General features: G+C 69.5%; 8 protein-coding genes and 1 pseudogene. All 9 read left to right on the top strand.

Annotated features, from left to right (window positions below; genetic code table 11):
* Positions 1 to 68 precede the first annotated feature (68 nt).
* Positions 69 to 1,469: a type VII secretion integral membrane protein EccD gene (eccD, locus tag JHN45_RS47110; RefSeq protein ID WP_200717423.1), complete on the top strand. Its 1,401-nt coding sequence runs from the start codon at positions 69 to 71 to the stop codon at positions 1,467 to 1,469.
* 60 nt (positions 1,470 to 1,529) lie between these two features.
* Positions 1,530 to 3,134 carry a type VII secretion protein EccB gene (gene eccB / locus JHN45_RS47105; RefSeq protein WP_201055559.1) on the top strand — a complete coding sequence of 535 codons (1,605 nt, stop codon included), beginning with the start codon at positions 1,530 to 1,532 and terminating at the stop codon, positions 3,132 to 3,134.
* A 221-nt stretch (positions 3,135 to 3,355) separates the two neighbouring features.
* Complete coding sequence (locus JHN45_RS47100) at positions 3,356 to 3,694, top strand: hypothetical protein (RefSeq protein ID WP_200717421.1); 339 nt, start codon at positions 3,356 to 3,358, stop codon at positions 3,692 to 3,694.
* Between the two features lie 47 nt (positions 3,695 to 3,741).
* On the top strand, positions 3,742 to 4,065 hold the full coding sequence (locus JHN45_RS47095; RefSeq protein ID WP_019075403.1) for a WXG100 family type VII secretion target: 324 nt from the start codon (positions 3,742 to 3,744) through the stop codon (positions 4,063 to 4,065).
* Positions 4,066 to 4,180: 115 nt separating this feature from the next.
* The gene (locus JHN45_RS47090) at positions 4,181 to 4,627 is read left to right on the top strand and encodes a type VII secretion system-associated protein (RefSeq protein ID WP_200717420.1); all 447 of its coding nucleotides are present in this window, start codon (positions 4,181 to 4,183) and stop codon (positions 4,625 to 4,627) included.
* A gap of 100 nt (positions 4,628 to 4,727) precedes the next feature.
* Complete coding sequence (locus JHN45_RS47085) at positions 4,728 to 7,820, top strand: AAWKG family protein (protein WP_201055558.1); 3,093 nt, start codon at positions 4,728 to 4,730, stop codon at positions 7,818 to 7,820.
* Between the two features lie 76 nt (positions 7,821 to 7,896).
* A complete protein-coding gene (locus JHN45_RS47080) occupies positions 7,897 to 8,346 on the top strand; it encodes a YbaB/EbfC family nucleoid-associated protein (protein ID WP_200717343.1) in 450 nt (149 codons plus the stop codon).
* 7 nt (positions 8,347 to 8,353) lie between these two features.
* On the top strand, positions 8,354 to 8,710 hold the full coding sequence (locus JHN45_RS47075; RefSeq protein ID WP_200717344.1) for a hypothetical protein: 357 nt from the start codon (positions 8,354 to 8,356) through the stop codon (positions 8,708 to 8,710).
* Positions 8,711 to 8,728: 18 nt separating this feature from the next.
* Positions 8,729 to 9,635: pseudogene (locus JHN45_RS47070) on the top strand (hypothetical protein); the annotation flags it as partial.

Raw genomic sequence — 9,635 nt, 5'->3', positions numbered from 1 at the left:
GACATCGAAACGGGGGCACGCCGCGCCGCGTGCCCCCGTTTCGATGTCCAGGAGACGTGAGCCCCGGTATGACCGACACTTCCGTGACCGGCCTGTGCCATCTGACCGTGCGGGCACCGGCCCGCACCATCGACCTCGCCGTGCCGTCCGACGTGCCCGTGGCCGACCTGCTGCCCACGGTGCTGCGGTACGCGGGCGAGGAGGCCGAGGAGACCGGCCTCGAACACGACGGCTGGATACTCCAGCGCCTCGGCGGCCGGCCGCTCGACGAGGAGGCGACCCTCGCCTCCCTCGAACTGACCGACGGCGAGGCGCTCCATCTCCGCCCGCGCACCGAGGCGTTGCCCGAAGTCCGCCTCGACGACCTGGTCGACGGCATCGCCGCCGTCACCCGGGACCGGCTGCACGGCTGGAGCCCGGAGGCGGCCCGCCGGCTGCTGCGCGGCCTGCTCGCGCTGGCGGTGCTGACCGGTCTCGTCCTGCTGGCCCTGCCGGGCGCCCCGGCGTCGCTGCGCGCGGCCACCGCCGTGGGAACGGGCCTGTTGCTGCTGGCCGGGGCCGCGTCGGCGAGCCGGGCGGTGGACGATCCGGCGACCGGTGCGGTCCTGGGGCTGCTGGCGTCCCCGGCGCTCGCGCTCGCGGGCTGGCTGGTGCCGGGCGGTGAACTGAGCGGCCCGCAGGCCCACCAGGTGCTGGGGGCACGGCTGTTGGGCGCGGCGGCGGCCTGGGCGGGCGGCGCGGTGCTGGCCCTCGCGGCCTCCGCGACCCGCACCCCGCTGTTCCTGGCCTCGGCACTGGTCGCGCTCGCCGTGGCGACCGGCGGCGCCCTGATGACGGTGTTCGACGTACGGCCGGCCGCCGCGGCCGGGGTGATCGCCGCGCTGACGGTGCTGCTCGGGGGCCTGGTGCCCTCGCTGTCGTTCAAGTTCGCCGGGATGCGGATGCCCCCGCTGCCGACCACCCCGGAACAGTTGCAGGAGGGCATCGAGCCCTACCGGGGCAACGACGTGACGATCCGCACCGAACTCGCCGGCGAGTGGATGACCGCGCTCTACGGCGCGACGGGAGTGCTCTCCTCGGCCTGCCTGGTCGCCCTGGCCCGCCGCCCCAGTCTCCCGGCGCTGCTGGTCGCCCTGGTGCTGTCGCTGCTGCTGCTCCTGCACGGCCGGGGCCTGGTCAACACGGCCCAGCGACTGGTGCTCGTGCTCCCGGGCGCCTGGGGCCTGTTGCTCCTCGCGTTCGGCTGGGGCCTGCGCCTGTCCGGCACCGAGCGGACCCTGCTGGTCGCCGGGCTGCTCGCGGTGGCGGCGGCGCTCACGGTCGCGGTGTGGACCGTACCGGGCCGCCGCCTGGTCCCGTACTGGGGCCGCGCGGCGGAACTGCTGCACTCCCTGCTGGCGATCGCCCTGCTGCCGCTGACGCTGTGGCTGCTGGGTGTCTTCGGCACCCTTCGCGGCATCTTCGGCTGACCGCCCGCGAGGGCCGACCCGACCAGAACCTGAACCTGAACGACCGAGCAGGAGGAAAGCGTGCGGTCGAAGCGCGACCAGGTGCAAGCGCACACGTTCATGATGGGCCGCCTGACCTCGGGCATGCTGCTGGCCGACCCGGACGCACCGGAGAGCCCCCTGGGCCGGACCAGCAGAGGTGCGCTGGTCGGGCTGATCGTCGGCGTGCTGGTCTGCGGTGGCGCGCTGGTGTACGGGCTGCTCAGGCCGGGCGGCAACGACGCCTGGCGCAGCGGCGACACCCTGATCGTCAACAAGGACACCGGCGCCCGCTACCTGTACGCCGACGGCCGGCTGCGCCCGGTGCGCAACTACGCCTCGGCCGTGCTGATCGGCGGCGCCGACCTGAAGACCACGTCGGTCGGCTCGGCGTCACTCGCGGGCACCCCGGTCGGCCGGCCCGTCGGGATCACCGGCGCCCCCGACTCCGTACCGTCGACAGGGGAGTTGGAGTCCTCGCCGTGGCAGGTCTGCTCGACGGGCTCCGGCGCGCAGACGACCCTCGTGCCGGGCGCCCCGGTGGAGACCGCCTCGGTCGGCGCGAAGTCGGCGCTGGTGGTGAAGGGCCCGGACAAGCACACCTACCTGGTGTGGCAGGGCAGCCGGCTGGAGCTGGACGAGGACTCGGGCGCGGCGGAGTCTCTCGGCTACGCGTCCGTGACCCCCCGCCCGGTGTCGGCGGCCTTCCTGGACGCCCTGGTGACCGGCCCCGACCTGGCCACCCCGAAGGTCGAGGGCCGCGGCACGGCAGGGCCCGAACTGGGCGGCCGGGCCACCCGGATCGGGCAGGTCTTCCGCGTGGTCGCGGGCTCAGGGAACCAGGAGTACCTCCTGCAGAAGGACGGCCTGCTCCCGGTGACGGACACCCAGTCGGCGCTGCTCCTCGGCGATCCGGACACCCGCACGGAGGCGTACGACGGCGGGGCCCCGAACGTCGTCACGATCGACGTCTCCGACCTGCGCGCGCACCAGGCGCCGGGGTCGGCAGGGACGGACCCCTCGGTCGCCGGCCTGCCGGACAGCCCGCCCAGTGCGCTGGCGCTCGCGGCGGGGGAGTCGGTGTGCGCCCAGGTCGACCCGGCCGACGGGCAGGTGCGGGTGACCTCGGTCCGGGTCGCCGAGTCCGCGCTGTCCCCGGCGGCGCAGGCCGACCCGACGGCGCTGACCGCGGCCTGCGTGCCGGTGGACCGGGTGGTGGCCCGGCCCGGACACGGCACGCTGGCAAGGGCGTTGGGCGCGGCCGGTGAGACGGTCGGCGACACCACGTTCCTGATCGGCGACGACGGTGTGAAGTACCGCATCCCGGACGCGAACGCGCTCGCCGCCCTCGGCTACGACGGAGCGACCCCGGTCAAGGTGCCGTCCACGCTGCTGGCGATGCTGCCGACCGGGCCGGAGCTGAGCGCACGGGCCGCCGCCTCGGACTCGGGCGGGGCGGCACAGGCGCCGGGTGCGGCGGCGCAGTGCGGGACCGGTGGGTCCGGCAGCGGTGGGAGCGGTGGGTCCGTTCCCGGTGGGACCGGATCGGGTCCGGCCGCGATCGCCGGACGGGCCCCGGTGGGCGGTTCGGCCGGGGCACCGCAGTCGTCCGTGAACCCCAACTCGCTCTCCGCGTCGGCGAACTGACGGATTCACGCCGATCGGGATCGTGTTCACGCCAATCCGGAACAGGCCCAGAACCGGAATCCGCGGAGGCTCGTGTTCCGGTCAAGTTGCCTAGCAGTAAAAGCATTTGACGGTAAGCCGGATGCAACCTCAGATCTTCCTCAGTTCGTTGCCCCCGCAACTTCCGTCAACCTAGGCTCAGTTGCACTCGTACTGTAGATCGACTTGCGAAAGGTGGGACGATGGCTGGAGATGGCCAGCAGTCAAGCGAAGGCTCGACCCGGAACGGAATCCAGGCCCTGGAGAGCGCCTTCAGCGGCATCGTGAAGATCCGCCAGGACGTCGACAGCACCCGTTCCGCCCTGGGCAGCGGCTACCAGGGCAGCGACGGCGGCCAGTACGGCCAGCTCCTCGCACAGTGGGACGGCCAGTGCAACGTCATCCTCAAGAACCTCGAGGACGTCATCGACCGGCTGAACCAGAGCCTCGTGGAACACAACAAGACCCAGGGCTCCTCGAACGACTCCATCAACCAGGCGTACAACGCGGCCCAGTCGGCCTTCGACCAGCTCGCCGGCTGACCTCCCCGTCACGTCCGGTCCCCCCCATCGCGTAAGAGAGGCAAGCTGTGGCAGACAACCTGTCCGACGGTGTCATCTACGTCAGCTACAACCACATGTCCAACGCCGCGGACGACATGGTGGCGCAGACCAAGGCGATCGCGCAGACGCTGTCCAACCTCGAAGCCGAACTCGGCGAGCTGTCCAAGACCTGGTACGGCAACGACGCCGACACCTACCGCCAGAAGCAGGCGGCCTGGGACGGCGCCGTACAGAACATGGAGACGCTGCTCACCTCGCACTCGCAGCTCCTCAACGAGATCTCCAACAGCTACAAGTACAGCGAGAACTCCCTCAGCCAGATGTGGTCCGAGGTCACCATCGGCCGCTGAGCCGGCCGCACCGCACCGACCGGTCTCCTCGCGGTCGGTGCGGGTCCAGGCTCCTTCCCGTTCCGTCGCCGCGCCCGTACGCCAGGTCCGGCGCGTTCCGCCCGCGGAGGCACCCATGGCTGATCTGACCCACCTCGACTCGACCGCGCTGAAGAACTTCAAGAACACCGACGTCGCCGACTTCATCAACGACCTGCTGGCCATCCGCAAGGACAACGCCGGCGTCCGGTCGCTGAAGAACCTGATCGCCGAGACCGGTGCCGGCTCGGCCCAGGGCCTCGCCAAGATCCTGCGCATCGGCCTCATGAACGGCGGCGACAGCTCGGACCCGGTCGGCGGGGGCACGCTCGTGGAGGCGCTCAAGACGCAGGCGACCGCGCTGGACAAGATCCTCACCGATCACAAGACGCTCTTCGACGACATCGACGACGCGCTGGACGAGACGATCACCAAGCTGCTGAAGACCCAGGGCGACAGCCTCGACTCGATCGACGGCGAGAAGCTGCTGGACATCTTCGACACCGTCGACGGCGACATGAGCGGCAGCGACTCGAAGACCTGAGGCCGGTGCGGGGCCCGCCGACTCCCGCCGATCCCCGGGCCCCGCACCCCGCTCTCTCCCTGTCCCCGCCCCCACATTCCCAGCAGCGGAGTTCCGCCCCATGGCCGACAGCACTCCTTCTTCCGGGTCCCCCACCTACGACCCGGACGACTACTTCGCCCAGGCCGTCACCGACTTCACCGGCTATACGATCCCGACCCGGTCGAGCCTGTTCACCAAGCTCAGCAGCTCGAACGACGACTCCTTCGGCAACCTCAAGCTGTTCCGGATGGACATCCAGGGCATGGACATGAGGTCGGTGACCGCGGCCGACTACTCGGCGATCGGTGGCTGGCACGTCAACAGCGGCGAGGACTACGACCTTGCCTTCTACGACGCCGGCGGGGACGGCGCGCACAGCAGCGTCGAGATGAAGAAGGCGCGGATCGTGATGATCGGCGTCACCGTCGACGAGAACGGCCGCGCCACGCTCTGGAGCGGCGGGGACATCGTCGGCGGCGGCGCGTTCGAGGGCTCGTACTCGCACGTCCAGTGGGACTCGGGGCCGATGGCCCAGTACATCTCGGGCAGCAAGCTGGTCCTCGACCACATCCTGGTGTCGCCGTACTCGACGCAGGGCTTCTCGTACAGCGGGCTGTCGGTCGTCGACGCCAACGCCGTCGACATGCTGTCCTTCGAGACCACCGGGCAGTCCTTCGACCGGGTGGTGCAGTTCTTCAAGGACCACTCGGACATCGTCAACCAGTGGATGACCTCGCTCGGCGAGGACCAGGCGGCCTGGAAGGGCAAGGCGGCCAGCCTCTTCTGGCATCTGCTGGACGAGCTGAAGACCAACTACGACGGCTACGTCTCCCAGTTGGGCGGCAGCGACTACACGGCGACCAACACCACCCTCGGCGGCTACGTCCCGAAGTCGAAGCTGAGCGACGCACTGGCCGCCGCGCAGCAGGCGCTGAAGCAGGCGATCACCGACCTGCAGACCGCGTGGAGCAACTGGGCGTCGGACGGTCAGCACGACCCGCACTACCACGTGAAGAAGATCCTCGACGAGATCAGTCAGTGGGTCATCAACAACAACATCAACCACGTGCTGGAGGAGACCACCGCCGCCGGCGAGACCGCCGTCACGACCTACTCGACCACCGACGCGTTCAAGCAGACCGTCCCCGAGTACGGCGACCTCACCCAGAAGACCACCTGGCAGAAGGTCGCCGACGCCGCCGTCAAGAGCTGGTCGGACCACGCGGACTCCCTGCTCAAGCAGCCGTCCATCGATGCGCTCAGCAATGTGAAGAACGCCTGGGCCGATGTCGAGGACGCCTTCGCCCAGGAGGTCAAGAACAAGAACAACGAGACGCTCTCCGAAGTCCTCCAGAAGGAGGAGAACGAGATCGCCGAGGACAAGGCGAACGAGGCCAACGACAAGCTCAACGACAACCTGAACAACCTCGGGGACAACCTCAACAACCTCGGCGACAACCTGAACAACCTCAACGACAACGTGAACGACAACCTCAACAACCTGGGGGACAACCTCAACAATCTCAACGACGGCCTGAACGACAACCTCAACAACATCGGCGACGGCCTCAATAACTTCGGCACGAACCTCAGCACCAACCTGAACGACGGCCTCAACAACATCGGCGACGGCCTGAACTCGAGCCTCAACAACCTGAACGACGACCTCGGCAACAGCCTGAACAACGTCGGCAGCGGACTCGACGACCTCAACAGCAACAGCCTTCTGAACAACGACGGTTCGGGCGGCAACGACCTGAGCAACCTCGCCAGCAGTCTGCTGACTCCGTCGCTCCTGAACCCCGGCAGCGACTCCACCAAGGACGGCTCGACCACGCTCACCTCCCCGACCGGGGGCACCACCCAGCTCAACGGCGACGGCAGCCTCACCACGACGTTCCCGGACGGCTCCACCCAGACCATCGACCCGTCGACCGGCCTGGTCACCACCACCAACCCGGACGGCACCACCTCCGTCTCCCAGCTCAACCCGGGCGCCACCATCACCAACCCGGACGGCTCGACCACCACCCTGAACGACGACGGCACCCTCACCACGAAGTTCCCCGACGGCACGAGCCAGACCCTCGACCCGACCACCGGCCAGGTCAGCACGCTCAACCCGGACGGCACCACCTCGCTGTCGCAGCTCAACCCGACCGCCGGCTCCTTCACCACCCCGGACGGCTCGACGGCCCAGCTCAACGCCGACGGCTCGGTGACCACCCACTTCCCGGACGGCTCCACCGAGACCCTCAACCCGGACACCGGTCAGATCTCCGTCACCGACCCCTCGGGCAACGTCACCACCTCGCACCTCAACCCGGGCGACTCCTTCGCCAACCCGGACGGCTCCACCACCACGCTCAACAACGACGGCACCCTCACCACGAAGTTCCCCGACGGCTCCGTCCAGACCCTCAACCCGGACACCGGCGCGCTCACCACCACCGACCCCTCGGGCCACACGACCACCACCGACATCGACGGCACCGGCCTCCCCTCGTCCTCGATCGACACCAGCGGCCTCAACAACGGCAGCACCATCGACACGAGCGGACTGAACAACGGCAGCAGCCTCGACACCAGCGGCCTGAACACGACCACGACCGGCCCCAACGGCGGCGGCCTCGGCGGCAGCAGCAGCCTCAACACGTCCGGCGGCGGCCTGGATTCGGGCCTCGACAGCGGCTACGACGACTACGACAGCACCCCCTACACCGGCGGCGCGCTGCGCTCCGACGCCCTCGACACCAGCACCCTCGCCGCCGCCTCCACCGACGCCCAGAGCGCGTCGGGCGGCGGCACCCCCCTCAACCCGATGGGGATGGGCGGCATGGGAGGCATGGGCGGCGGAATGGGCGGCGGAGGCGGCGGACAGGGCGGCAACACCGAGCGCACCCGGGCCGTCCTCACCGACCCGTCCAACACCTCCACCCGACGCGGCCGGAACACCCGTGCCGCATCCGTGGACGAGGACGAGGACGTCGTGCTGACCCGGCCCACCACGTCCAGCGCCCCGTACCCGGTGGGCGGCCCCGGCAGCAACGGCGCGGGCCAGAACGGCCGTTCCACCGAGAGCGGCGACCGCGCCCGCGATGCGTGGCTCACCGAGGACGAGGACGTCTGGGGCACGGACGAGGGCGGCTCGCCGGCGGTGATCGGCCGATGAACACGGGACCGGACACAGGACCGGACACGGGACCGGACACGGGAATTCGGGGCCGGGACAGCGCACGAGGTGCCGGATGAGCAGTGAGTCGATCGAGCAGCGGCTGGCCAAGGCGATGGCCGAACTGGAGGCCACCGAGGCCGCGGTGGCCCGCGCCGAGAGCGAACTCGCCCACGCCGAGAGCACGGTGCGCTCCGCGGACCGCGCCGTCGAGGTGACCGTCAGCGCACAGGGCGACCTGCGCGCGCTGACCTTCCTGGACGACAAGTACCGCACCATGCCCGCCGGTCAGCTCGCCGCGAGCGTGCTGGAGGCCGTGCAGGAGGCCCGGGCCCGGATGGCCCGCCATGTCATGGCCACCTTCGAGCCGTTCACCAAGGCCAACCCCGAGGCGCCCGAGATCGCCGGCTTCGACGTGGACTGGAACAAGATCTTCGGGCCCGGTGTGCTGGAGGGCCCCAAGGGCGGCCGACGGCGCGGGGCCGGCCGGCTCCGCGACGAGATCAGCGAAGACCCGGAGGACTGAGAAGACGATGTCGAACGCCTACTCCGCCAGCCCGGCGGCGCTCATCGCCGGTACCCGGCAGATCGAGCAGATCAGCCGGCTGGCCAACGAGATGATCAGCGAGTTCATCACCGATGTGTCGTCCACCTCCGGCTGGCCCGGACACGACGACGACTTCGCCAAGCAGATGCGCCCGCAGGAGAAGGAACAGCGGGAGGGGTCCGTCACCACCGGCTCGTCCCTGTCCGAGGCCATCGTCAGCATCGGCGACGGCACCCTCACCAACCTCAAGAGCGTGCTGGGCACCCAGAACGGCGTACTGGACGCCATCCACGACTCCAGCACGGGCGACACCAACACCGGTTCGCACAACGGAAAGCACTGACGCGGCGGACCGCCCCTGATGACCATCCACGCGACGCCCCAGCTGAACAACCTGTTGTTCGTGCTCATCGGCGAGAAGTTCCTCCAGGCCGACGAGGACATGGCCTACGCCAACGGCAAGCCGTACGAGCGGCTGGGCCGGCGTATGCGTGACCTCTCGGACCTGATCGAGCAGACCGCCGGCGGGGTGGGGCGCGCGCTGCCGCCGCAGGTCGGGAACAACTATGTGCGCGCGATGCACATGTTCCTCGACAGCGACGGCGTCAACTACCTGAAGGAGTTCGCCGACCAGCTCGACGGCATCGGGCAGTCCCGCACCAAGTCCTCCATGGACATCATGGAGTCCAAGTGGCAGATCATCGCCGAACTGGTGCGGCTGCTCATCGAGTTGATGGTCATCGCGGTGCTGTCCGCGTTCACCGGCGGGTCCGCCTCCAGCCAGGCCGCGGTGGCGAAGGCCCGCAGCCGGGTCGCCATTCTCACGCTGATGGACTGGCTGCTGAAGAAGACGCATCTGCTGCCGAGCCTCACCGAGGCGATCGAAGAGGCGTTCACCACCTTCGCGGTACGGCTGGCCATGATGCTCGGCGCGCCCAAGGGCCGCCGCCCGCACGGCTTCGACTGGTCGCAGATCGTCCAGGACGGTGTCTTCGGCGCGTTCACCGGCCTGTTCCACGGCCTGCTCACGGACGTCGGCAAGTACCTGAAGAAGAACCTCAAGAACATCTTCAACGGCCACAACCCGTTCAAGGACATCACGGGCAACGGGGCGAAGTTCAACAAGAAGTTCGACACCCCCGACATCAACACCAAGCCCAAACCGAAGCCGACCCCCACGCCGAACCCGAAAACCACCCCCACACCCACCCCGACCCCGCACCTCACACCGACACCGACCCCGAAGCCGAAGAGCTTCGGCGACAAGC

Origin of the sequence: Streptomyces sp. MBT53, assembly GCF_016654115.1 — a bacterium.
Lineage (GTDB): Bacteria > Actinomycetota > Actinomycetes > Streptomycetales > Streptomycetaceae > Streptomyces.
The sequence above is the reverse complement of the archived record's forward strand: the minus strand, read 5'-3'. Positions and strand labels throughout refer to the sequence as shown.